Raw genomic sequence first — 22679 nt, forward strand, 5'->3', positions numbered from 1 at the left:
CCACACCTGTCCGGCGAATGCTGCGAAATGCCTGAGAACTGGTGCGAAGGGGGCCGATGGTGCAGTTGGGGCATGCCGGGAATCCCGGGCACCCTCCGACCGGCGATGGCAGGATCGCGCCATGGCCAAGGACTTCCACATCAGCCGCTCGACCCTCGTCGCCGCCTCGACCGAGCGGGTCCACGCCCTCGTCAACGACCTGCACGAGTGGCAGAAGTGGTCTCCGTGGGAGGGGCTCGACCCCCACCTCGAGCGCACCTACGCCGGCCCGCAGTCCGGCGTCGGGGCGACGTACGCGTGGCGCGGCAACAGCAAGGCGGGCCAGGGGCGCATGGAGATCGTCGAGTCCCAGCCTCACCACGTCGGCGTCGACCTCGTCTTCTCGGCCCCGATGCGGGCCACCAACCGCGTCGACTTCACCCTGACGCCCCAAGGGGACTCGACGGCTGTCGAGTGGGCCATGACCGGCCCGCAGAACGCCGTCATGCGCCTCATGAGCCGGTTCTGGTCGATGGAGAAGCTCATCGGACCCGACTTCGAGAAGGGCCTGGCCCGGCTCAAGGCCGCCGCCGAGTCCGCCGAGTCCGCCGGGTCCGGGGGCTCCGCCGACTCCGCCGACCGGTGACCACGACGCCTCCCGGCGCCGCCCGGCAACCGGAGCGGGGCGACCTGCCCGTCATCCGGGTGGCCGAGCGGGCCGACGTGCCGGCCATCGTCGCCCTCCTCGCCGACGACGTGCTCGGCGCCTCGCGCGAGACGCCCGACGACCTCGCGCCCTACGAGGACGCCTTCGAGCGGGTCGCCGCCGACCCCGGGCAGCACCTCGTCGTCGCCGAGCGGGACGGGTGCGTCGTCGCCACCCTCCAGCTGACGGTGCAGCCGGGCCTGTCACGACGCGGCGCCACCCGCACCATCCTCGAGGGCGTGCGGGTCGCGTCGTCCGAACGCGGTTCGGGCCTCGGCACGCAGCTCATCGAGTGGGCCGAGGAGGAGTCGCGACGCCTCGGCTGCGCGCTGGTGCAGCTGACCTCCGACGCGACGCGCCTCGACGCGCACCGCTTCTACGAGCGGCTCGGCTTCGAGAAGTCGCACGTCGGGTTCAAGAAGGTCCTCTGACCCGACGCGCGACCCCGCCTGCCGCTCAGAAGATCTGGACGCGCTCCTGCTCCGGGCGCCACATGGCGTCCTCCGGCGTCACCCCGAACGCCTCGTGGAACTGGCTGACGTTGCGCACGGCGTTGCCGCGCACGTCCTGCGGCGAGTGGGGGTCGATGGCGAGCAGGCGGATCGCCTCGGCCTCGCGGGCCTTGCCCTGCCAGACGCGCGCCCAGCCGATGAAGAACCGCTGCGCCCCGGTGAAGCCGTCGATCTCGGGCATGCCCGACTCCTCGGTGGCGATGCGGTAGGCCGCGTAGCCGATCTGCAGGCCGCCGAGGTCGCCGATGTTCTCGCCGACGGTCAGGGCGCCGTTGACGGTGTGCGAGTCGTCGAGGCCGGCCGGGGTGTAGGCGCTGAACTGCTCGATGAGGCGCTGCGACAGGGCGTCGAAGCGCTCCCGGTCTCCCTCGGTCCACCAGTCGCGCAGGGCGCCCGTGCCGTCGTAGCGCGAGCCCTGGTCGTCGAAGCCGTGGCCGACCTCGTGCCCGATGACGGCACCGATGCCGCCGTAGTTGACGGCGTCGTCGGCCTCGAGGTCGAAGAACGGCGGCTGGAGGATGGCGGCCGGGAAGACGATCTCGTTCATCGAAGGCATGTAGTAGGCGTTGACGTGCTGCGGCAGCATGAACCACTCGCCGTGGTCGACCGGCTGGCCGATCTTGGCGAGGTTGCGGTCGACGTCGAACTCCGTTGCGCGAGAGATGTTCCCGATCAGGTCGCCCGGGTCGATGGTGATCGAGGAGTAGTCCCGCCACGTGTCCGGGTAGCCGATCTTCGGCGTGAACGCGTCGAGCTTGGCGATCGCCTCGGCGCGGGTATCGGCGCCCATCCACGCGAGCGAGCCGAAGGAGCGCCGGAACGCCTCGACGAGGTTGGCGACGAGCTGCTGCATGCGCTCCTTCGCCTCCGGCGGAAACCACTTCTCGGCGTAGAGCCGGCCCACGGACTCGCCGACGCCGTTCTCGACCGCCGACACGGCGCGCTTCCATCGCTCGCGGTTCTCCGGCTGGCCCGAGAGCGTGCGACCGAAGAAGTCGAAGTCCTCGTCGACGAGGGCCTGCGGGAGCAGTGAGGCGAACTCGCTCAGCACGTGCCAGCTGAGCCACGCCTGCCAGTCGGCGATCTCGACCTCGGAGAGCGCCCCGCCGAGCGCGGTGAGGAAGCTCGGCTCGCGGACGATGACCTTGGCGAACGAACCCTCGGGGGCCTTCATGCCGAGCTGCCAAGCGTCCCAAGGGAACTGGGGTGCGAGCTGCCGCACCTCATCGAGGCTGTGGGCGTTGTACGTCTTGACGGCGTCGCGCGTGGCCACGTTGTCCCAGTGGCCCGCAGCCAGACGCGTCTCGAGGGCCATGACGCGAACGGCCTTGTCCTCGGCGGCCGGGATGCCGGCGAGGGTCAGGAGCCGGCCGATGTGCGCGACGTAGGCCTCGCGGATCGCGGCGTACTTGTCCTCGCGGTAGAACGACTCGTCGGGCAGCCCGAGACCGCCCTGCTCGAGGTAGACCACGTACTCCTCGGGCGAGCGCTCGTCCGGACCGACCCAGGAGTGGAGCACACCGTGGACGCCGACGCGCTCGAGGCGCCCGAGCGTCGCGCCGAGCGACTCGACGTCGTGCACCGTGGCGACGTCGGACAGGAACGGCTCGAGGGGCGCGAGGCCGAGCGCCTCGATCCGGTCGGTGTCCATGAAGCTCGCGTAGAGGTCGCCCACCTGTCGCGTCGGCGACCCGGGAGCCGCGTCGTGGTCGGCCGCAGCGGCCTCGATGAGGTCGTGCACCCGGGCTGTGGACTGCTCGCGCAGGACGTCGAAGGTGCCGAAGCGGGCCCGGTCCTCCGGGATGTCCGTCGTGTCGAGCCACGTGCCGTTGACGAACCGGAAGAGGTCGTCCTGGGGACGGGTGGCGCGGTCCATCGCGCCGAGGTCGATGCCGGACTTCAGCGTCACGTCGTGCCTCCGTGTGTGGTGCGGTCGGGTCCTGGACGTGGGCGGGCCGCGTCCCCGTGCGCAGCGTAACCACGCGAGCCGCCCGACGCGGCACCGACCGGTCGACGCGTCGGCGTCGACCGGTCGGCGCCGGTGAGGGGCCGGTGAGGGGCCGGTGAGGGGCCGGTCAGCGGCGCAGGCGGCCGGCGAGGACCCCGGCGATCCCGACGAGCAGGAGCATCCCGCCGAAGGCACCGATGAGCGGCGGCCCGACGAGGCGGATGCTGAGGTCGGCGTTCGTCAGGTTGGCGACGAGCACGTAGGCCGCGACGATCATCGCGAGCAGGCCGAACATCACCGTTCCGGGCCGCGGCCCGCGGCGCACCGTGACGCCGGGTCCCTGCGGGCCCTGGTAGGTCTGGGCCACGGGCTCGCCGACCGGCGGCCACGCCGGTGGCGGCATCTGCGCCGGGTCGGACGCCGGCACGGCGTCGTCGGGCACCGGCGCGCTCGGCTCGACGCGGAAGGGCACACCGGCCGGCGCGGCCGCCTGCGGCAGCGTCGTGGTGGTGTTCGCCACCGGCAGGGCCGTCGTGTCGGGCGTCGACGCCTGTGGCAGCGTCGTGGTGCTCGAGACCGGCAGGGCCGTCGTGTCGGGCGTCGACGCCTGCGGCACCGGCATCGCGTCCGGCCAGCCGAGGCTCGCCGAGAGCGTCGGGTCGGGCCGCTCGGTGCGGTCGGCGCTCGTCGCGTCGGTGCTCGTCTCGACCGTGCTCGCCGAGTCTGTGCTCGTCTCGATGTTCGGGTCGTCGGGCTGCTGGGTGGTCATCGTCGTCTCCAGGTCTTCACGGGTCTCGTGGTGCTCGGGTGCTGCGGGCGCGTCTGCATCGCGCCGCCCGGTGTGCTCGGTCATGACGCGCTCCCGGTGGTCACGTTGATCTGGCCGATGCCGACCTCGGCGTCGACGACGATGGCGGGGGCGCCGGTGCCGCCGTAGGTGACGGTCCTGTCGATGCTGATGCCGTCGCTGCTGCGCATCCGCATCGGCATGTCGGAGCCGTTGTCGGTCCGGTCGGTGTTGATGACGACGTCGCCACCGCTGGCGCCCACGGCGGACAGGGCGCCGGCCTTGGCCTTCGCGTTGACCTGGACGTTGACGCCCTTCGGGACGACGAGGTCGATCTGGCCCACGCCCACGGTTGCCTTGACCGGGACCGGGTTGGTCTGCCCCTTGAGGGCCGTGGCGTCGAGCGCGGTGAGGTCGACGTGCAGGTCGCCGAGTCCGAGCTGGAAGTCCTTGGTGTCGGACACCGACGTGACGACGTGGCTCTCGTCGCCGGCCTGCCAGGGCTGGGTGAGCCCCCGTGGTGCTGCCGTGGCGACGACCGCCGCGAACATGCCGAGCACGGTGAAGAAGGCCAGCGCTCCGGCGCGGCGTCCGGCGAGGCCCGCCACGACGATGCCGAGCCCGAGCACACCGACGCCGGTCGCGATGCCGACGGCGAACGGGTTGCCCAGCACGCCCGCACTGTGGGCGATCTCGGCGACGACGGCGCCGGCGAGGACGGCGAGCCCGAGGACGAGCAGCCCGGGCGCGAACCCGATGGTGCGGGTGCGCGGACGCGGCACGCGGGGCACCGGGGCCGGTCGCGGCGGTGCGACGGTCGCACCGCTCGACATGGCCGCGCCGGCGTTGGCGGCCGCGTTGCCCGTCGAGGGGGCCGGCGGGGACGAGGGAGTCGAGGAAGCAGCCGTGGCCGACGCCGCGGACGACGAGCCGGAGGACGCGGAGCCGGGGTCGGTCCACGGCCAGCCGCTGAGCCGGCGTCCCTGGTCGGTGCGGGTGAGGAACCACCACGCGCCGACGGCGAGGAGGACGAACGCCCCGAACCGCAGGCCGTGGGTGTCACCGCCCCACCAGGGACCGCCGCCGAAGAGCGACACGGCGGTGACGACGAGCAGGAAGATCGAGCGGCCCTCACCGTGCTTCAGCGCCCGCTCGAGGTGGATCTCGCCGCGCTCGTCCGGCATGACCAGCCAGAGCGCGAGGTACACGGCGACCCCCATCCCGAAGAAGATCGACAGGAGGATGAAGCCGGCCCGCACGACGAGCGCGTCGACGCCGAGCCAGCGGCCCAGGCCCGTCGACACCCCCGCGAACCAGCCACCGTCGGCGACCCGCGTGATGCCCGGCCGGCGCAGTGCGTCGTAGAACCCGTCCAGCCCGTGCCCCTGCGTCGGGGCGTTCTTGCTCTTCGTCATGTCACCAGACTCGCGCCCGGCCCGCGACGCAGCCATGAGGGTCGACCCTGACCGGACCCTGACGCGACCCCCAAAGGGTGCCTCGGTGGTCGCCCACACCCCCACCCGTGGGTCAGGATGGAACGGTGCAGACGGCAGACGAGAGCAGGGCCCCGGTGAGCACCGCCGGCGACCCCGCGCCCCACCCCGCGCCCGACCCCGTGTCGGGGCAGGTGCCGGCGCAGGTGCCGGCGCAGGTGCCGCCGGTGCCGCCGGTGGCGACCGCCGACCCGACGACCCCTCCCGCCCCTGCCGCACCCGCGCAGCCGTGGCGCAACCGACCGCGCCCACCGTTGGAGCGGCGACGACAGGGCCGCGTCATCGCCGGCGTCGCCGCGGGCCTCGCCGCCCACCTCGGCATCCCGGTCCTGCCGGTCCGCATCGCGCTCGTCGCGACGAGCATCCCCTTCGGCGCCGGCCTCGTCGTCTACGTCTTCCTGTGGGCCACGATGCGGGAGGGTCACGACGACCTCGCGACCGCTCCAGGGACCGCGGGCGCCGTCCTCGCACCCCCGCCGCCGGGCACCGCCGCGTTCGCGCCCGAGGGTGCCGCGGCGTCCGGCTCCACCGGCCCCGCAGCACCGGGCGCCCCTGCTGTGACGGGACTCCCGGCCACCCCCGGTGTCGGCACGTCCGCCACCAGCCCCACCACAGCCGTCCGCTCCCACGCGTCGTTCCCGCTCGACCTCGCCTCGCTGCGCACGTGGCTGCGCAGCGGCAACCAGGCCGTCGTCATCGCCATCGTCGGCGTCGCGGTGCTCGCCGTCGCCGGCGCGCTGTGGCTCGGCAGCACGGGCCTGAACGTGCACGCCGAGGTCATCCTGCCCGTCGTCGCCATCGGCATCGGCGCGATCTTCTTCTGGTCCCAGCTCGACGAGACCGACGTCCTCGGGGCGCGGCGACCGGTGCGGTGGATCTGGCTCGTCGTCGGCCTGACGCTGACGGTCCTCGGGCTCGTCGCGCTGCTGGCCCGCGGCACCAACGTGTCCGAGCTGTGGCAGGTGGCCGGCGCCGTGCTCGCCGCCCTCGTCGGGGTCGCCGTGCTGTCGGCGCCGTGGGTGCTGCGCCTCTGGACCAACCTGCGCCTCGAGCAGGCCGCCCGCATCCGCGCCACCGAGCGCGCCGACATCGCGGCCCACCTGCACGACTCCGTGCTCCAGACCCTCGCCCTCATCCAGCGGCAGGCCGGCGACTCCGCCGCCGTGGCGCGCCTCGCCCGCGCCCAGGAGCGGCAGCTGCGCAGCTACCTCTACGACGAGGACGCGCGCGCCGGCAGCCTCGGCGCCGCGCTCACCGCCGCGCTCGGCGAGGTCGAGGACCTCCACGGCACCCCGGTGCAGCTCGTCGTCACCGGCGACCGGCCGATGGACGAGCACCTCGACGCCCTCGTCAAGGCCGTCCGCGAGGCCGCGTGGAACGCTGTCCGGCACGCCGAGCCCCCGGTCAGCGCCTACGTCGAGGTGGGGCCCGACGCCGTCGAGGCCTTCGTCCGCGACCACGGCGGCGGCTTCGAGCTCGACGACGTGCCTGACGACCGCGCCGGCGTGCGCGAGTCGATCATCGGACGCATGGAGCGCCACGGTGGGTCGGCGCGCATCCGGCGCCGCGCCGACGGCACCGAGATCGAGCTGCGCCTGCCGGTGACCTCCCCCGCCGCCCCCGACCCCGCCCCCAAGAACCAGGAGCAGCCCTCATGACCGACGCGCGGAGCATCCGCATCGTCATCGTCGACGACCACCACATGTTCCGCACCGGCGTGCGGTCCGAGCTGACGACGATCGCCACGAAGGCGCCCTTCCGGCTCGAGATCGTCGGCGAGGCCGGGGCCGTCGAGTCGGCCACCGAGGTCATCGCCCGCGAGAAGCCCGACGTCGTGCTGCTCGACGTGCACCTGCCCGGTGGCGACGGCCACGGCGGCGCCGACGTCATCCGCGCGTGCGCCACGGTCCAGGCCGCTCCCGACGTGCCGGTGCGGTTCCTCGCCCTGTCGGTCTCCGACGCCGCGGAGGACGTCATCGCCGTCATCCGCGCCGGCGCCCGCGGTTACGTCACCAAGACGATCAGCGCCGAGGAGCTGCTCACGGCGATCGGCCGCGTCGCCGAGGGTGACGCCGTGTTCAGCCCGCGCCTGGCAGGGTTCGTCCTCGACGCGTTCGGTGCCGCCGCCGGCGAGGTCGCCGAGATCGACGAGGAGCTCGACCGGCTCTCGGCCCGCGAGCGTGAGGTCATGCGCCTCATCGCCCGCGGCTACCAGTACAAGGAGGTCGCCAAGGAGCTGTTCATCTCCGTCAAGACCGTCGAGACGCACGTGTCGTCGGTGCTGCGCAAGCTCCAGCTGTCCTCGCGCCACGAGCTGACCGCCTGGGCGATGGGCCGCCGCCTCCTCTGACGCAGGGGGCCGTCAGGCCGCGGCGTGGAGGAACCGGCGCAGCGCGGCGACGATGACGTCCGGGGCGTCGGTGTGCACCCAGTGCCCGGCGCCCTTGATCGTGAACAGCCGCGTCCGCGGGAAGAGCCGGCGCATGTGCGCGCCGTCCTCGCGCTTGACGTAGCGCGACTCCCCGCCGGCGACCCAGAGCACCGGCCCCTCGTAGGCCGGCAGCGCGTCGACGTCGGCGGGCCAGCCGGCGATCTGCGACTCCGGGCCGAGGTCGGCGTCGGCGGCGACGAGCTGGAGGTTGACCTGCCAGCGCCACGCGTCGCCGTGGCGTCGGAGGTTCTGCAGGAGGAACGCCTTGACGCCGGGGTCTGGCTCTTCGAACCGCGCCTCGGCGTCGGCCCGGTTCGCGAGCGCGTCGAGGGGCAGGTGCTGCATCTCGCGGATGTAGCCGGCGAACCGCTCGAGCGAGCCGTAGCCCTTGGGCGCGATGTCGACCACGACGAGGCGCTCGACGAGCTCGGGGTGGCGCAGCGCGAGGACCATCGCCGTCTTGCCGCCGAGCGAGTGCCCGACGACGGCCCACGTCTCGCCCGGGGCGGCGGCGCGCAGGGTCGCGGCCACGGCGTCGGCGTACCCCTCGAGGGAGAACGCGTCGGACCACGGCGAGCGCCCGTGGTCGGGCAGGTCGACGAGGAGGCAGCGGGCGTCGGCCCCGTGGGCGCCGCTCACGGCCTTGGCGATCTGGTTCCAGTTGCGGCCCTGGCCGAAGAGTCCGTGCAGGAAGGCGATCCGCGGTCCGGCCGTACCGACCGACAGCGTGTTGAGCGGCGCGTGCGTCGGGGCCGTCGAGGTCATGACCGCGAGCCTACGCGCGGCCCGCGGGTGTCCCGCCCGCGCCCGCCCCCGCCAGTCCACGGTCCCGGACGCACGTCTCACCGGCGACGCGTCGGGCCGTGAGACCCGCTCCTGGAGCCGCCGCGCTCGACCTCACGCCGTCGTGGCGGCGGGGTGAGGAAGCCGTTACGGACGCGTCACACGCGTCCGGACCGGGTGCAACACGGCCTTCCTAGCGTGGGCGCCACGCTCTCGCAGCGACCCCCACCCGCCTCACGAGGAGGAATCCGTGAGCACGACCACCGGCACCACCGAGTCGACCGGCACCGTTGCCACCCCTGCACCGTCCGCGCCCACTGCGCCCCACGCGTCCCCCGCGTCCCCCGCGTCCCCCGCGTCCCCGAGCCGCCTGCGCGCGCTCACCGCGCCGAAGCGGCGCGTCATCACCGGCTGGGACCCCGAGGACACCGTCGCGTGGGAGGCCGGCAACAAGGCCGTCGCGCGGCGCAACCTCGTGTGGTCGGTCTTCACCGAGCACATCGGCTTCTCGATCTGGTCGATCTGGTCGGTCATGGTGCTGTTCATGCCGCAGGCCGTCTACGGCTTCACCGCGGCCGACAAGTTCTACCTCGTCGCCGTGCCGACCCTCGTCGGGGCGGTGCTGCGGGTGCCGTACACGATGGCCACGGCCCTCTTCGGCGGCCGCAACTGGGCCGTCTTCAGCGGCATCGCCCTGCTCGTGCCGACCGGGCTGACGTGGTGGCTCATGGTCAACCCCGGCCACTCGCTGACGACCTTCCTGCTCGTCGCGGGCCTGGCAGGCCTCGGCGGCGGCAACTTCGCGTCGTCGATGACGAACATCAACGCCTTCTACCCGCAGCGGATGAAGGGCTGGGCCCTCGGGCTCAACGCCGGCGGCGGCAACATCGGCGTGCCGGCCGTGCAGCTCGTCGGGCTGCTCGTCATCGCGACGCTCGGCAACCGCCGGCCCGAGGTCGTCTGCGCCGTCTACCTCGTGCTGCTCGCCGTGGCCAGCACCGGCGCGGCGCTCTTCATGGACAACCTCGACCACCAGACCGCGAACGGCCGGGCCATGCGCGACCTCGTGGGGCACGTGGACTCGTGGCTCATCTCGCTGCTCTACATCGGCACGTTCGGCTCGTTCATCGGCTTCGGGTTCGCCTTCGGCCAGGTGCTCAACGCGACCTTCCTCGCCGGCCTGGCCGGCGGCGCCACCCCGACGCCGGCCCAGACCGCCGCGGCGAGCCTGCACGCGGCCCAGATCGCGTTCATCGGCCCGCTGCTCGGCTCGGTGAGCCGGGTGTGGGGCGGACGCCTCGCCGACCGGCGCGGCGGCGGCCCGGTCACCTTCGTCGCGTTCGTCCTCATGGCGGTGGCCGGCCTCGTCGTGACGCTCGCGGCCCGCGCAGACGACGTGACGCCGGGCGCCGCGACGGCCGTGCAGCTGACCGGGATCATCGGCGGGTTCATAGCCCTCTTCGTCCTGTCCGGCATCGGCAACGGCTCGGTCTACAAGATGATCCCGTCGATCTTCGAGCGGAAGTCCCTCGCGCTCGTGGGCAGCGCCGTCGAGCGGGCCGCGTGGTCGCGCTCGATGTCCGGCGCCCTCATCGGCATCGCCGGGGCGATCGGCGCCCTGGGTGGCGTCCTCATCAACCTCGGGCTGCGAGCCTCGTACGTCGGGCCGGCCCACTCGGCCACGGCGGCGTTCGTCGTCTTCACGGTGTTCTACGTCGTGGCCGCCGTCGTGACGAAGGTGCGCTACCGCCGATGACCGACCTCGCGACCCCCATCGCCCGCACGTCCTCCGGCAGCCCCGACGACATGACGCGTCGGACCGAGACGCACTGCGCCTACTGCGGGCTCCAGTGCGCCATGACCCTCTCAGGGTCGTCGGCAGCCGAGGTCACCGTGGCACCGCGGCGCTTCCCCACCAACCGGGGAGGCCTGTGCCAGAAGGGCTGGACGAGTGCCGAGCTGCTCCGCACCCCGTCGCGGCTCACGGTCCCGCTCGTGCGGCGCGGTGGGGAGCTCGTCGGGGCCACGTGGGACGACGCGCTCGACACCGTGGCGCGCGGCATCGCCGCCACCCGGGACGCGTACGGCCGCGACGCCGTCGCGGTCTTCGGCGGAGGTGGCCTGACGAACGAGAAGGCCTACCAGCTGGGGCGGTTCGCGCGCGTCGGGCTCGGCACCTCACAGGTCGACTACAACGGACGCTGGTGCATGAGCTCCGCGGCCGCGGCCGGCATCCGCTGCTTCGGCCTCGACCGGGGGCTGCCCTTCCCGGTCACCGACATCGGCTCGGCCCACGCCGTGCTCCTGCTCGGAGCCAACCCGGCCGAGACGATGCCGCCGTTCCTCACCCACCTCGTGCGTGCCGCCGACCACGGCGGCCTCATGGTGGCCGACCCGCGCCTGACGCCGACGGCTGCCAAGGCGCTCGACGGCGGCGGCCTGCACCTGCAGCTGCGTCCCGGAACGGACGCGGCCCTGGCCCTCGGGATGATCCACCTGGCCGTCACCGAGGGGTACGCCGACCGCGACTACATCGACTCCAGGACAACGGGGTTCGACGAACTCTGGGCCGTGTCGTCGCAGTGGCTGCCCGAGCGGGCCGAGCGGGTCACTGGCGTCGCGGCCGCCTCGATGCGGGCCGCCGTGCGCGCCCTGGCTCGCGCCCGGGACACCGAGCGCGGCGCGTACGTGCTCAGCGCCCGCGGCGGCGAGCAGCACGCGACCGGCACCGACACGGTCACCGCGTTCATCGCGCTCGCCCTCGTGCTCGGCCTGCCCGGCAACCCCGGCACCGGGTTCGGCACCATCACCGGCCAGGGCAACGGCCAGGGCGGTCGCGAGCACGGTCAGAAGGCCGACCAGCTGCCGGGCTACCGCAAGATCGACGACCCCGCGGCGCGGGCGCACGTCGCCGCGGTCTGGGGCGTCGAGCCCGACAGCCTTCCCGGCCCGGGCCGCAGCGCGTTCGAGCTGCTCGACGCGCTCGGCACCGATGGCGGGCCCCGTGCCCTCCTCGTGCACGGCTCGAACCCGGTCGTGTCGGCGCCCGACGCGTCGCGGGTCACCGAGCGGCTGCGCTCCCTCGACCTGCTCGTCGTGTGCGACTTCGTCCTGTCCGAGACCGCCGCCCTCGCCGATGTGGTGCTCCCCGTGCTGCAGTGGGCCGAGGAGGAGGGCACGCTGACCAACCTCGAGGGGCGGGTCCTGCGCCGCCGTAAGGCGATCGAGCCGCCGGCCGGGTGCCGCAGCGAGCTGTGGGTGTGGTCCGAGCTGGCCCGCCGTCTCGACGCGCCGGTGCCGTTCTCCACCGACCCGCGGGAGGTGTTCGAGGAGCTGCGGCGCGCGTCGGCCGGCGGCGTCGCCGACTACTCGGCCGTGACGTGGGAGCGCCTCGACGCCGGCGAGTCCCTGCACTGGCCGTGCCCCACCGACCGCCCGCAGGGCACCCCGCGCCTCTTCCTCGACCGGTTCGCCACCCCGGACGGGCGCGCACGGCTCGTGCCCGTCGAAGCGGGCACCCCGAGCGAGGCGGACGACGCGGAGTACCCGCTCGTCGCGACGACGGGCCGTCTGCTGCAGCACTACCAGTCCGGCGCGCAAACCCGCCTCGTGCCCGAGCTGACCGAGGCCGCTGGGGAGATGTTCGTCCAGGTGCACCCCGACACCGCTGCGGCCCAAGGACTCTCGCAGGGAGACGCCGCCGACGTCGTCAGCCGGCGTGGTCGCACCCGCGCCACGGTCCGCGTCGACGAGGACATGCGCCCTGACGTCGTGTTCCTGCCGTTCCACTGGGGCGGCACCTCCCACGGCGGCGACGCGCGCGCCAACGTCCTGACCAACCCCGCCCTCGACCCCACGAGCCGCATGCCCGAGTTCAAGGCCTGCGCCGTCCGACTGGAGGCCGCACCGTGAGTTCGACCCTGAGCCCGACCCTGAGCCCGGCCCCCAGCCCCTGCTCCCCCGACGCGCCGCGTCGCCACGTCCTCGTCGTCGGCAACGGCATGGCCGGCGCCCGCTTCGCCGAGGAGCTGCGCCGCCGCGACGCAGAGGTCGCCATCACCGTCGTCGGCGAGGAGCCGCACGAGGCCTACAACCGCGTGCTGCTGTCGACCGTCGTCGCCGGCACGATCGGCCCGCGCGAGACGCGGCTCAAGCCCAACGGGTGGTGGGCCACGCACGACGTCCTCGTGCGCGCCGGCATCCGTGTCACAGCCCTCGACGTGAGCGCCCGAACCGCCACCCTGACCGCCGCCGCGCCCGACGCGGGCGGAGTGGCGGCGCCGGAGGTCCTCCGGTGGGACGAGCTCGTCCTCGCCACCGGGAGCGACGCGTTCGTGCCCCCGATCGCGGGCGCCGCGGACGACCCGTCGGTCATCGCTTTCCGAACCCTCGACGACGCCGAGCGCCTTGTCACCGCAGCGGAGTCCGCGCACCATGCCGTCGTCGTCGGTGGCGGGCTGCTCGGGCTGGAGGCCGCCCGTGGGCTGCTCGGGCACGGGGTGCACGTCACCGTCGTGCACCCCGCCGCGCACCCCATGGACCGGCAGCTCGACCACGACGGCGGCGCGGTCCTCACCCGCGTCGTGCAAGGACTCGGGGCGCGGCTCGCCCTCGGGCGCCAGGTCGGCGAGCGTCGACGCGCCACCAGCGAGGCCCCCGGCGCCGTGGTCCTCGACGACGGCACCGAGCTTCCGGCCGACCTCGTCGTGCTCGCGGCCGGTGTTCGTCCCCGGGTCGACCTCGCCCGTGCCGCCGGCCTCGACGTGGGCCGCGGCGTCGTCGTCGACGACCGGCTCGGTGCGTCGCACCCGCACGTCCACGCCATCGGTGAGTGCGCCGAGCACCGCGGTGAGGTGCCCGGTCTCGTCCAGCCGGGCTGGGACCAGGCGCGCGTCCTCGCCGATGTCCTGAGCGGCGCCGACCCCGCCGCCACGTACACCGGCACGAGCGTCGTGACCCGGCTCAAGGCGCCTGACGTCGACCTCACGAGCATGGGCCGGGTCGACGTCGGTGTCCACGACGCCGGCCACGAGGTGCTCGCCTTCACCGACCCGGTCCGCGGCCGCTACGCCAAGCTCGTGCTGCGCGCCGACCGGCTCGTCGGCGCCATCCTCCTCGGCGTCGGCGACGCCGCCGGCCCGCTGACCCAGCTCTACGACACCGGAGCCACGGCGCCCCGGGACCGCCTCGCGCTGATGCTCGGGCGCGCCGTGACGCGGGCGGGCGGTGCCGAGTCGGTCAACCTCGCCGAGATGCCCGGGGGCGCCGTCATCTGCCGGTGCAACACCGTGACGAAGAGCGCCATCGTCGAGGCGTTCCGGTCGGGGGCCGACACGGTCCCCGCCGTCGCCGAGGCCACCCGCGCAACCACCGGCTGCGGTTCGTGCGCGAGCGCCGTCGACGGCCTCTGCTCGTGGCTGCGCTCGGCCGAACCGTCCGTCAGCCCGAACACGACCCTCGGCCGGCCCGAAGGCCAGTCCGAGCCCCTCGAAGAAGGAGCCGCCTGATGTCCGAGCACATCACCGCCGCCCGCACCCCCGGCACCCCGCGCACCGCCGTCGTCGTCGGCCACGGCATGGTCGGCCACCGGTTCGTCGAGGCGCTCCGCTCGCGCGACGCCGAGGGCACGTGGCGCGTCGTCGTGCTGTCCGAGGAAGCCGAGCCGGCCTACGACCGCGTCGGGCTGTCTGTCTACGTCGGCGCCTGGGACCGAAGCGCGCTGGCCCTCACCGGCAACACCTACGACGGCGACGCCCTCGTCGACCTGCGCCTCGGCACCCGCGCCGAGCACGTCGACCGCCAGGCCCGGACCGTCACGGCGAGCACCGGCGACACGATCGGCTACGACGCGCTCGTCATCGCCACCGGCTCCTACCCCTTCGTGCCGCCCGTGCCGGGACACGACGCCGACGGGTGCTTCGTGTACCGCACGCTCGACGACCTCGACGCCGTCCGGGACCGGGCCGAGGCCGCGATCGAGCGGGCCCGGGCCGAGGGCCGCGAGGCCGGCGGGCTCGTCGTGGGCGGCGGCCTGCTCGGACTCGAGGCCGCCAACGCCCTGCGCCTGCTCGGGCTCACCCCGCACGTCGTGGAGTTCGCGCCCCGGCTCATGCCGCTGCAAGTCGACGAGGGCGGCGGCGCGGTGCTCGCGGGCCTCGTCGGCCGGCTCGGCGTGCACGTGCACACCGGCGTCGGCACGAACGCGATCGAGGCCCAGGACGACGGTCGCCTCGCCGTCGAGCTGTCCGACGGCACCGCGCTGCTCACCGACCTCGTCGTCTTCTCGGCCGGCGTCCGCCCGGCCGACGCCCTGGGCCGCGCGGCGGACCTCGAGATCGGCGAGCGCGGTGGTGTCGTCACCGACGCGGCGTGCCGCACCAGCGACGAGAACGTCTGGGCCGTGGGCGAGGTCGCCGCCGTCGAGGGCCGCTGCTACGGCCTCGTCGCGCCTGGCTACACGATGGCCGAGGTCGTCGCCGATCGTCTCCTCGGCGGCGAGGCCACCTTCCCGGGCGCCGACCTGTCGACCAAGCTCAAGCTGCTCGGCGTCGACGTCGCCTCCTTCGGCGATGCCATGGGCGCGACCCCCGGTGCTCTCGAGATCGTGCACACCGACGCGACGAAGGGCACGTACGCGAAGCTCGTCGTCAGCGACGACGCCCGGACGCTGCTCGGCGGCATCCTCGTCGGCGACGCCACGGCGTACACGACGCTCAAGGCCTACGTCGGCCGTGAGGTGCCGGGCGACCCCGCTGCGCTCATCTCGCCGGCGGGCGCCGAGCTCGGCGCCGACGCGCTGCCCGACGACGCCGTCATCTGCTCGTGCAACAACGTCACGAAGGGCTCGATCTGCGGCGCCATCGCCGACGGCGCGTGTGACCTCGCGGCGATCAAGGGCTGCACCAACGCCGGAACCACCTGTGGCGGTTGCCTGCCCACGGTCAAGAAGCTGCTCGTCGACTCCGGCGTCGAGCTGTCGACGGCCCTGTGCGAGCACTTCGACCAGAGCCGCGCCGAGCTGTTCGAGATCGTCTCCGCGACCGGCATCCGCACCTTCTCGGCGCTCATCGCCCGCTACGGCCGCGGCACGGGCTGCGAGATCTGCAAGCCGACCGTCGCCTCGATCCTCGCCTCGACGAGCAGCGACCACGTGCTCGACGGCGAGCAGGCAGCCCTGCAGGACAGCAACGACCACTTCCTGGCCAACATCCAGAAGAACGGCACGTACTCGGTCGTGCCGCGGATGCCGGGCGGCGAGGTCACCGCCGAGCAGCTCATCGAGATCGGCTCCATCGCCAGGGACTTCGACCTCTACGTCAAGATGACCGGCGGCCAGCGCATCGACCTCTTCGGGGCGCGCGTCGAGCAGCTGCCGCTCATCTGGCGCCGGCTCGTCGACGCCGGCATGGAGTCGGGGCACGCCTACGGCAAGTCGCTGCGCACGGTGAAGTCGTGCGTCGGCTCGACGTGGTGCCGCTACGGCGTCCAGGACTCCGTCGGGATGGCCGTCGACCTCGAGCTGCGCTACCGCGGGCTCCGCTCGCCCCACAAGCTCAAGCTCGGCGTCTCGGGCTGCGCCCGCGAGTGCGCCGAGGCGCGGGGCAAGGACGTCGGCGTCATCGCGACCGACAAGGGCTGGAACCTCTACGTCTGCGGGAACGGCGGCCAGACGCCGAAGCACGCCCAGCTGCTCGCGAGCGACCTCGACACCGAGACCCTCGTGCGCTACATCGACCGGTTCCTCATGTTCTACGTCCGCACCGCCGATCGCCTCCAGCGGACGGCGCCGTGGCTCGAGGGGCTCGAGGGCGGCCTGGAGCACCTGCGTGCGGTCGTCTGCGGCGACTCGCTCGGCGTCGCGGCCGACCTCGAGGCGGCGATGGCCCGGCACGTCGAGGGCTACCGCGACGAGTGGGCGGCGGTGCTCGAGGACCCCGACAAGCTGTCGCGGTTCGTGTCCTTCGTCAATGCCCCGGAGGAGGCCGACGCGACGATCGCCTTCGACGACAGCGGCGCCCGCAAGGTGCCGGTGCCGCTCGGCCTGCCGACCGTCCGACGCGCCGACTGATCACCCCGGCATCCCCGATACCGCCACCCCGGAGAGGAACCCACGATGAGCACTCTCGCCACCGCCGCCCCCCAGGTCGACCCGACGCTCGAGCGGCCCGACGCCCTGGGCATCCCCGACGCGTCGCCGCGCCCGCGCCTCGTCGTGCGCCCCGGCGTGCTGCCCACGCCCGGCGTGCGCCTCTGGGTGCGGGCCTGTCGCGTCGACGCGCTCGTACCGGGTCGCGGCGTGGCCGTCCTGCTGCCCAGCGGCGAGCAGGGGGCCCTGTTCCTCCTGGCCACCGGGATGGTCTACGCCGTCGGCAACCTCGACCCGTACGCACGGGCGGCGGTGATGTCGCGCGGTCTGACCGGCGACCGCGCGGGAGAGCCGACGGTGGCGTCGCCGCTGCTCAAGCAGGTCTTCTCGCTGCGCACCGGAGAGGCCCTCGACGACCCGGTGACGCGGCTGCCGACCTACGCCGTCCGCGTCGCCCACGGCGTCGTCCTCCTCGGCCTCTCCACCCCACCCCTCTCCTCCGTCGAGTGAGCGCTGAGCCCCAGGCGTCACGCGAGACACGTGACGCCTGAGGCCCGTGAGACGCAGTGCTCACTCGATGGAGAAGGGGGGCAGTGGGGTCCTGTGGGTGGTCCGCTCAGCGGACCCCGGCCGGGAGGGCTGCCCTGACGGCGTCCTCGAGGGTCGTCGTCGGGCGGCCGATGAGCCGCTCGAGGTCGCCCGTGTCGGTGAAGAGCGCCCCGGCGGCGATGCCCCGGTCGCTGTCCGCGAGGGCGTGCGCGTACCCCTCCGGCAGGCCGGCGGCGACGAGCGCGGCCGCGTAGTCCTCGACCGACAGGTCGCGGTACACGACCTCGGTGCCGCTGACCCGGGCCACGGTCGCGGCCAGCTCGGCGAGCGTGAAGGCCGTGCCGCCGAGCTCGTAGGCGCGGCCGCCGTGGCCGTCCTCGGCGAGCACCGCGGCTGCAGCCTCGGCGTAGTCGGCCCGGGTGGCGGCGCTGACGCGGCCGTCCCCGGCGGACCCGATGACGGCGCCGTGCTCGAGGTAGGTGGGCAGCTGGCCCGTGTAGTTCTCGAGGTACCAGGAGTTGCGGAGGAAGACGTGCGCCAGGCCGGACGCCTCGATCATCTCCTCCGTGGCGCGGTGCTCGGTGGCGAGCGCCAGCTCGGAGGTGTCGGCCCGGGTGATGCTCGTGTACGCCACGAGGCCCACCCCGGCGCGCACGGCGGCGTCGACGACGTTGCGGTGCTGCGGGATCCGCGAACCGACCTCACTGCCCGAGACGAACAGGAGCCGGTCGACCCCGGCGAACGCGGTGTCGAGCGAGGCCGGGTCGTCGTAGTCGGCGCGGCGCACCTCGACACCACGATCGGCGAGCTCGGCGAGGGCCTCGGGCTTGCGAGCGGTGGCGACGACGTCGGACGGGGCGACGCCGCGGCGCAGGAGCGCGTCGACGACGAGGCGGCCGAGGTGTCCGCTCGCGGCGGTGACGAGGATGGTCATGGTGGTCCTTTCGCGGGTTCGGGACGGCGCGACACGGCGCCGGACTCCCCCGTCAACGAGCTCTCCCCAGCCATACTTCCCGAGAGTTAGTACCCACTTTGAAGTAAGGTACTGACATGAGAGTGAGTCAGACGCTCCGCCACCACTTCCCCGACGGTGTCTTCGCCTCGGACTGTCCCTCCCGCGTCGTCCTCGACCACGTGACGAGCAAGTGGGGCACGCTCGTGCTCCTCGCCCTGGCCGAGGGCGAGCCGCTGCGGTGGAGCGAGCTGCGCCGCCGGGCCGAGGGCGTCAGCGAGAAGATGCTCGCCCAGACCCTGCGGATGCTCGAGGCCGACGGCCTCGTCCACCGCGACGCGCGCCCGGTCGTGCCACCGCACGTCGAGTACTCGCTCACCGAGGAGGGCGTCGACCTCGCGGCCCGGCTCGTGCCGCTCATGGACTGGATCGCCGACCACGCCGGCGACATCGTGGCCCGCACCACCCCGGCGGACGCGTCCGCCTGACCGACGCGTCAGACGTTGAGGCGGTAGCCGCGCCGGACGACCGTCTGCACGAGGTGCCGGTCGGGCAGTGCGGCCCGCAGCCGGCTCACGGCCATGTCGAGCGCGTGTTCGTTCTCGGCGTCGGGCAGCTCGTCGAGGAGGCGCTCGCGCGTGCACACGGCGCCGGGGTCGGCCATGAGGGCGGCGAGCATGGCCCGCGGACCTCGCGGCAGGGTCACCGTCTCGCCGTTGAACGACACGGTGCGCCCGTGCACGACGAGCGGGCCGAGCGCCGTCTGCACCTGCTCGACCCCGTGGAGGGTGAGGTGCTCGACGACGGTGCGGATCAGGGCGCCCATCCGGAACCGCTCCGGCACGATCGGGACGATGCCGAGATCGTGCAGCGGAGCAGCCGTCACCGGACCCACCGCCGCGGCGGTGACACCGGTGCGCATGGCGTCGACGAGCACCCCGTCCATGCCGAGCTGCGCTGCCGCAGAGACGAGTCCGTCGACGGCCGGCGCCGACGTGAACGTCACGACATCCACCTCCCGGGCCGCGACGGCCTGGATGAGCCGGCCGAGGCGGCTCTCGTCGGTGGGCCGCACCCAGCGGTACGGGGCGACCGTGAGCACGGTGGCGCCGGCAGCCCGCAGCCGCTCGAGCTGCTCCACGTCCTCGTGCCCGTGCAGCTGCACCGCAACCCGCCGCCCTTCCACGCCGGCCTCGAGCGCGAGCGTCACCGTCGAGGCGGTGCGCTCGTCCTCGGCGATGCCCTCGTCGTCGTGCCCCGCGGCCCGCACCGCCCCGCGCGCCTTGGGGCCGCGCACGATGATCCGCGCGGCGTCGAGCACGGCACCCAGCTCCTCCCCCAGCCCGGCGGCGTCCGCTCCCTCGATCCAGCGCCGGAAGCCGTAGGCCGTCGTGACGATGACGACGTCGGGTCGGCCGTCGATGACGGCGCGGGTGTCAGCGACGAGGATGTCGTCCTCGTCGATCGGGGCGATGCGCACGGCCGGTGCGTGCAGCACATCGGCACCACGCCGACGGAAGGCGTCGACGAGGTCCTCAGACCGGCGGTCGGACGTCACGGCGATCCGGAACCCCTCGAGCACCGGCCCGGTGGGCCCTGCGCGGGCGGCGTCGGGGTCCGGGCCGGCCAGCTGGTCGGACCAGGGCGTCGCCGGGTGGACGCGTCGGGACCCGGTCATGCGGGCACCCCTGCGAGCGGGCGCGCGGCACCGGCAGCGTTCACGCTCTCCTCGACGCGTCGGGCCCAGACCTCCGCCTGCGCGACGACCCCGCCGATGACGACCACTGCAGGAGAGGCGATCCCGGCGCGAGCAGCACGGTCGGGCAGGGTCGCGACCGTGCCGACGATGCTGCGCTGGCTCGGGGTGAGGCCACGTTCGACGACGGCCGCGGGAGTGTCGGGGTCGAGCCCGGCGCGGACCATGGCACCGGTGATCGGCACGAGGTTGTGCACGCCCATGAGCACCACGAGCGACCCACCGACGGCGACGAGCCCACGCGCCCGCGAGTCGTCGAGCGGCACGTGGCCCGACAGCACGGTGACGACGTGGCTCACGCCGCGGTGGGTCACCGGGATGCCGGCGGCCCCGGGCACCCCGATGGCCGAGGTGACCCCGGGGAGCACCGAGACCGGCACGCCGGCGGCGACGCACGCCGCGACCTCCTCGCCGCCCCGACCGAAGACGTAGGGGTCGCCGCCCTTGAGGCGCACGACGGTGAGACCGGCGCGGGCGCGCTCGACGAGGAGACGCTCGATGTCGGCCTGGGGCACGGCGTGGTGGCCCGGACGCTTGCCGACGTCGACGATCTCGGCGCCGGGTGCGAGCGCGGCGAGGTCGCCGATCTCGACGAGCCGGTCGGCGAGGACGACGTCGGCGTCCGCGAGCGCCCGCACGGCACCGAGGGTGAGCAGCTCTGCGCCACCGGGCCCGGCGCCGACGAGCACGGCACGGCCCCGCTCCCGGGCCGGCGCCGGCTCGTCGACGACGAGGCACGTGCGGCGCAGCACCTCACGCGCCTGCTCCCAGGCCGTCGCCGGACCGACGAGCACCCCGAGGCGCGCGCCCGCACAGGCGGCGGGGGTCACCGCAGTGGCCTCGCCGAGCACGACGACGGCGGCGCCGGCCCGCGTGAGCCGCCGGGCCGTCGCGGCCGTCAGGCCGTCCGGTCCCGCGACCACCACTCGCGTCGCGGTGAGGTCGGTGTCGATGAGCACGCGGTCTCCTCCGTCGCCGTCGGTCTGCCGGGCACCACGGTAGGAACGCCGTGTTTCACCCGCGTTTCACGCGTGCGACGCCGCGGTAAGACACGGCTCACCCGTCTCGTCCGCCGTCGTGCGCGCCCCGGTGCCGCGCGGCCGTGGCAGGGTGGCGCCATGACGACGCCTGCCGCTGAGCCGCCGGTCCTCGTCGCCGCGTCGCACGGGACCGCCTCGCCCACCGGGCAGGCGGCCGTGGCCGCCCTCGTCGACGCCGTGGCCGCGCGACGCCCCGACCTCGACGTCCGCGCGGCCTTCGTGGACGTCCAGCAGCCCGACCCACCCGCTGTGCTCGCGAGCCTGCCCGCCGGCCGCCGCGCGCGCCTCGTGCCGCTGCTCCTGTCGGCCGGCTACCACGTCTTCGTCGACCTCACGGAGGCTGCCGCGGCCGTGCCCGGCGCCGGCGTCGCCCCCGCGCTCGGCCCCGACGTGCGCCTCGCCGCCCTCCTGGCCCGTCGCCTCGACGCGGCCGGGCTCCGCGACGACGACGTCGTCGTGCTCGGCGCCGCCGGCTCGTCGGAGGTTTCGGCGGTCCGGGACTGCGAGGCTGTCGCGGCGCAGCTCTCCCAGAGCATCGGCCACGAGGTGAGCGTCGGCTACCTGTCCGCGGCCGAGCCACGCCTGGCGGATGCCGTTGCCGCACAGCGGGTCCCGGGCCGCCGCGTCGTCGTGGCGACGTACCTGCTCGCCCCGGGGTTCTTCGCCGACCTCGCCGGGCGTTCGGGCGCTGACGTCGTCACGCCGCCACTGCTGCTGGCCGACGAGGCGCCGGCCACCGACCTCGTCGACATCGTCATCGAGCGCTACGAGGCTGCAGCCCGCGACACCCGCACCACCGACCCACGCCACTGACCCGGGTCGCCCGGCTGGACGCGTCGGTCAGCGGATCGGCAGACCGAGCTGGTGCGCGGCGAGAGCCGGCACGAACGCGGGCGTGAACGGCGCCCATCCCGCCGGCGCGAACGGCTGCCAGGCGGCGCCGGACACCGGGCCGGCCTCGTGCCACCCGGCACCCACGACATGGCCCCAGCCCATCCCGGCACCCGGGTGGGGAGCCTGCCACTGCGCCGCGCCGACGAGCGGTCGACCGTCGTCCGGGCCCCAGACGTGTGGCAGCCACGGAGCGAGCGCGCTGTGCCAGCCGGCCTCGGCCTCGAACGCCCCGTGCCCGGCCGGATGTCCTCCGGCGTGACCGGGCCCTTGGGCGCCGTGCCCACCTGAGCCACCGGAGCCACCTGAGCCACCGCCGTGGCCCCCGGAGCCACCCGCGTGCCCACCGGCACCGGACCCGTGGTGTCCGCCCGACCCGTGCGAGCCGTGACCGCCCGAGCCCGACCCGCCGTGCCCGGCGCTCGAGCGCTGCTGGGCGTCGGCGTTGTGCTCGAGGCGGCGAGAGAGGTCGCCGAACCGGCTGCTGATCCGCGTCAGGTCGTCCTCGACCCGCCGCCACCGCTCGAGAACGTGGCCGAGGTCCGGCCCGGCCCAGGCACGACGCACCACCGAGACGGCGTGCCGGCTGCGGGCCAGCACCTGGTCGACGTCGCGCCCGTAGGCGGCCATCCGGCCTGCCGAGTCGCGGAGCGCATCGACGTCCGCACCCTTGCTGTACACAGTTCTCCCCTTCACCCCTGACGAACGCGAGGCCATCCTCACAGGCCGACGGCCCACGGGGCAACGGGGAGCACTCCCCACCCGC

19 protein-coding genes are annotated in these 22679 nt (G+C 74.2%); 11 read left to right on the plus strand and 8 right to left on the minus strand.

Annotated features, from left to right (window positions below; genetic code table 11):
- Positions 1-121: 121 nt before the first annotated feature.
- Positions 122-625 carry an SRPBCC family protein gene (locus tag RY076_RS19110; RefSeq protein WP_323100834.1) on the plus strand — a complete coding sequence of 168 codons (504 nt, stop codon included), beginning with the start codon at positions 122-124 and terminating at the stop codon, positions 623-625.
- The gene (locus tag RY076_RS19115) at positions 622-1116 is read left to right on the plus strand and encodes a GNAT family N-acetyltransferase (protein ID WP_323100835.1); all 495 of its coding nucleotides are present in this window, start codon (positions 622-624) and stop codon (positions 1114-1116) included. Before RY076_RS19110 ends, RY076_RS19115 begins: the two co-directional genes overlap by 4 nt.
- A 25-nt stretch (positions 1117-1141) precedes the next feature.
- Here RY076_RS19115 and RY076_RS19120 read toward each other — a convergent pair whose 3' ends face one another.
- The 3 genes from RY076_RS19120 to RY076_RS19130 all read right to left on the minus strand — a co-directional run bounded on the left by RY076_RS19120 (position 1142) and on the right by RY076_RS19130 (position 5347).
- Complete coding sequence (locus RY076_RS19120) at positions 1142-3073, minus strand: M13 family metallopeptidase (RefSeq protein ID WP_323100984.1); 1932 nt, start codon at positions 3071-3073, stop codon at positions 1142-1144.
- Between the two features lie 199 nt (positions 3074-3272).
- Positions 3273-3998, minus strand: coding sequence for a hypothetical protein (locus tag RY076_RS19125; RefSeq protein WP_323100836.1), 726 nt, complete (start codon positions 3996-3998; stop codon positions 3273-3275).
- Positions 3995-5347, minus strand: coding sequence for a PspC domain-containing protein (locus tag RY076_RS19130; protein ID WP_323100838.1), 1353 nt, complete (start codon positions 5345-5347; stop codon positions 3995-3997). The genes RY076_RS19125 and RY076_RS19130 overlap by 4 nt, the downstream gene beginning before the upstream one ends.
- A gap of 125 nt (positions 5348-5472) precedes the next feature.
- On the opposite strand from RY076_RS19130, the gene RY076_RS19135 reads away from it, so the two are divergent.
- Both RY076_RS19135 and RY076_RS19140 read left to right on the plus strand, forming a co-directional pair.
- Positions 5473-7083 carry an ATP-binding protein gene (locus RY076_RS19135; protein WP_323100839.1) on the plus strand — a complete coding sequence of 537 codons (1611 nt, stop codon included), beginning with the start codon at positions 5473-5475 and terminating at the stop codon, positions 7081-7083.
- Positions 7080-7775 carry a response regulator transcription factor gene (locus RY076_RS19140; RefSeq protein WP_323100841.1) on the plus strand — a complete coding sequence of 232 codons (696 nt, stop codon included), beginning with the start codon at positions 7080-7082 and terminating at the stop codon, positions 7773-7775. The genes RY076_RS19135 and RY076_RS19140 overlap by 4 nt, the downstream gene beginning before the upstream one ends.
- 12 nt (positions 7776-7787) lie before the next feature.
- Here RY076_RS19140 and RY076_RS19145 read toward each other — a convergent pair whose 3' ends face one another.
- Positions 7788-8621, minus strand: a complete 834-nt coding sequence (locus RY076_RS19145; RefSeq protein WP_323100843.1) for an alpha/beta fold hydrolase — start codon at positions 8619-8621, stop codon at positions 7788-7790.
- A gap of 268 nt (positions 8622-8889) precedes the next feature.
- Here RY076_RS19145 and RY076_RS19150 point away from each other — a divergent pair, with 268 nt between their 5' ends.
- From RY076_RS19150 to nirD, 5 genes are read left to right on the plus strand one after another with little or no spacing between them, the layout of a single operon-like run.
- Positions 8890-10395 carry a nitrate/nitrite transporter gene (locus RY076_RS19150; RefSeq protein WP_323100845.1) on the plus strand — a complete coding sequence of 502 codons (1506 nt, stop codon included), beginning with the start codon at positions 8890-8892 and terminating at the stop codon, positions 10393-10395.
- Between the two features lie 50 nt (positions 10396-10445).
- Positions 10446-12551, plus strand: a complete 2106-nt coding sequence (locus tag RY076_RS19155) for a molybdopterin oxidoreductase family protein (RefSeq protein WP_323100986.1) — start codon at positions 10446-10448, stop codon at positions 12549-12551.
- Complete coding sequence (locus RY076_RS19160; protein WP_323100847.1) at positions 12548-14146, plus strand: FAD-dependent oxidoreductase; 1599 nt, start codon at positions 12548-12550, stop codon at positions 14144-14146. The genes RY076_RS19155 and RY076_RS19160 overlap by 4 nt, the downstream gene beginning before the upstream one ends.
- Positions 14146-16707 carry a nitrite reductase large subunit NirB gene (gene nirB / locus RY076_RS19165; protein ID WP_323100848.1) on the plus strand — a complete coding sequence of 854 codons (2562 nt, stop codon included), beginning with the start codon at positions 14146-14148 and terminating at the stop codon, positions 16705-16707. The genes RY076_RS19160 and nirB overlap by 1 nt, the downstream gene beginning before the upstream one ends.
- A gap of 45 nt (positions 16708-16752) precedes the next feature.
- Entirely contained in the window at positions 16753-17235 is a 483-nt protein-coding gene (gene nirD / locus RY076_RS19170) for a nitrite reductase small subunit NirD (RefSeq protein WP_323100850.1), read from the plus strand.
- 106 nt (positions 17236-17341) lie between these two features.
- On the opposite strand, the gene RY076_RS19175 is transcribed toward nirD, so the two are convergent.
- On the minus strand, positions 17342-18208 hold the full coding sequence (locus RY076_RS19175; RefSeq protein WP_323100852.1) for an SDR family oxidoreductase: 867 nt from the start codon (positions 18206-18208) through the stop codon (positions 17342-17344).
- A gap of 116 nt (positions 18209-18324) precedes the next feature.
- On the opposite strand from RY076_RS19175, the gene RY076_RS19180 reads away from it, so the two are divergent.
- Complete coding sequence (locus RY076_RS19180) at positions 18325-18714, plus strand: winged helix-turn-helix transcriptional regulator (RefSeq protein ID WP_323100853.1); 390 nt, start codon at positions 18325-18327, stop codon at positions 18712-18714.
- An 8-nt stretch (positions 18715-18722) separates the two neighbouring features.
- Here the strand turns inward: RY076_RS19180 and RY076_RS19185 are convergent, their stop codons facing one another.
- Both RY076_RS19185 and cobA read right to left on the minus strand, forming a co-directional pair.
- Positions 18723-19904, minus strand: a complete 1182-nt coding sequence (locus tag RY076_RS19185; RefSeq protein ID WP_323100855.1) for a uroporphyrinogen-III synthase — start codon at positions 19902-19904, stop codon at positions 18723-18725.
- Positions 19901-20941: a uroporphyrinogen-III C-methyltransferase gene (gene cobA, locus RY076_RS19190; RefSeq protein WP_323100856.1), complete on the minus strand. Its 1041-nt coding sequence runs from the start codon at positions 20939-20941 to the stop codon at positions 19901-19903. Before cobA ends, RY076_RS19185 begins: the two co-directional genes overlap by 4 nt.
- Before the next feature lie 159 nt (positions 20942-21100).
- On the opposite strand from cobA, the gene RY076_RS19195 reads away from it, so the two are divergent.
- Positions 21101-21835 carry a sirohydrochlorin chelatase gene (locus RY076_RS19195; protein WP_323100858.1) on the plus strand — a complete coding sequence of 245 codons (735 nt, stop codon included), beginning with the start codon at positions 21101-21103 and terminating at the stop codon, positions 21833-21835.
- A 27-nt stretch (positions 21836-21862) separates the two neighbouring features.
- Here the strand turns inward: RY076_RS19195 and RY076_RS19200 are convergent, their stop codons facing one another.
- Complete coding sequence (locus RY076_RS19200; protein ID WP_323100860.1) at positions 21863-22594, minus strand: WXG100 family type VII secretion target; 732 nt, start codon at positions 22592-22594, stop codon at positions 21863-21865.
- Positions 22595-22679: the final 85 nt, after the last annotated feature.

The sequence above is a fragment of the Intrasporangium zincisolvens genome, assembly GCF_034724055.1.
GTDB lineage: Bacteria > Actinomycetota > Actinomycetes > Actinomycetales > Dermatophilaceae > Monashia > Monashia zincisolvens.

Excerpts from the sequence above, each read along its gene's own strand:
- RY076_RS19130 (WP_323100838.1), bottom strand. The coding sequence starts at position 5,347 with ATGACGAAGAGCAAGAACGCCCCGACGCAGGGGCACGGGCTGGACGGG.
- RY076_RS19125 (WP_323100836.1), bottom strand. The coding sequence starts at position 3,998 with ATGACCGAGCACACCGGGCGGCGCGATGCAGACGCGCCCGCAGCACCC.
- RY076_RS19195 (WP_323100858.1), top strand. The coding sequence starts at position 21,101 with ATGACGACGCCTGCCGCTGAGCCGCCGGTCCTCGTCGCCGCGTCGCAC.
- nirD (WP_323100850.1), top strand. The coding sequence starts at position 16,753 with ATGAGCACTCTCGCCACCGCCGCCCCCCAGGTCGACCCGACGCTCGAG.
- nirB (WP_323100848.1), top strand. The coding sequence starts at position 14,146 with ATGTCCGAGCACATCACCGCCGCCCGCACCCCCGGCACCCCGCGCACC.
- RY076_RS19155 (WP_323100986.1), top strand. The coding sequence starts at position 10,446 with ATGACGCGTCGGACCGAGACGCACTGCGCCTACTGCGGGCTCCAGTGC.
- RY076_RS19140 (WP_323100841.1), top strand. The coding sequence starts at position 7,080 with ATGACCGACGCGCGGAGCATCCGCATCGTCATCGTCGACGACCACCAC.
- RY076_RS19120 (WP_323100984.1), bottom strand. The coding sequence starts at position 3,073 with ATGGACCGCGCCACCCGTCCCCAGGACGACCTCTTCCGGTTCGTCAAC.
- RY076_RS19185 (WP_323100855.1), bottom strand. The coding sequence starts at position 19,904 with ATGACCGGGTCCCGACGCGTCCACCCGGCGACGCCCTGGTCCGACCAG.
- RY076_RS19175 (WP_323100852.1), bottom strand. The coding sequence starts at position 18,208 with ATGACCATCCTCGTCACCGCCGCGAGCGGACACCTCGGCCGCCTCGTC.
- RY076_RS19180 (WP_323100853.1), top strand. The coding sequence starts at position 18,325 with ATGAGAGTGAGTCAGACGCTCCGCCACCACTTCCCCGACGGTGTCTTC.
- RY076_RS19110 (WP_323100834.1), top strand. The coding sequence starts at position 122 with ATGGCCAAGGACTTCCACATCAGCCGCTCGACCCTCGTCGCCGCCTCG.
- RY076_RS19145 (WP_323100843.1), bottom strand. The coding sequence starts at position 8,621 with ATGACCTCGACGGCCCCGACGCACGCGCCGCTCAACACGCTGTCGGTC.